Origin of the sequence: Halomonas sp. SIMBA_159 (genome assembly GCF_046536035.1) — a bacterium.
Classification (GTDB): domain Bacteria; phylum Pseudomonadota; class Gammaproteobacteria; order Pseudomonadales; family Halomonadaceae; genus Vreelandella; species Vreelandella venusta_A.
On sequence record NZ_JAWJBT010000257.1, the window covers coordinates 1 to 318 of the forward strand.

The 318-nt window shown below is 47.8% G+C and carries 1 protein-coding gene; it reads left to right on the top strand.

The features are described 5' to 3' along the window. Nucleotides 1-235 (top strand): hypothetical protein (locus R0J87_RS19220; RefSeq protein WP_498888241.1); only part of this gene is annotated, 235 nt, incomplete at its 5' end. Nucleotides 236-318: the final 83 nt, after the last annotated feature.

A 318-nucleotide genomic window follows, 5' to 3' on the forward strand; every position in this document is an offset into this window, starting at 1 on the left:
AAAGACATCAATTTTTGCGGAACCTATGTCGCGCTTGCGTTCGGTGTTCACCTCAGCATTGTTTGATGCGCGCCAGACACTCTTTGTCTGCACAAAGAGTGCCCAGAAAAGCCTTTTCGGTTCTCTGACGTTGTCCGGGTCGGTTGTAGGCGCTCCAAGCGCCGACAACCTAAAAATACATCCATGTATTTTTACCCTGGCGTGGCTGACTATCCCTCTGGGGATGCTTTGCTGAATCCTTCGGTAATTCCAGCTGCTGTCTTTGTCATTTCTCTAACTAAATAGGGGTGAGATTTACAACATCAATTGTTGCGGAAC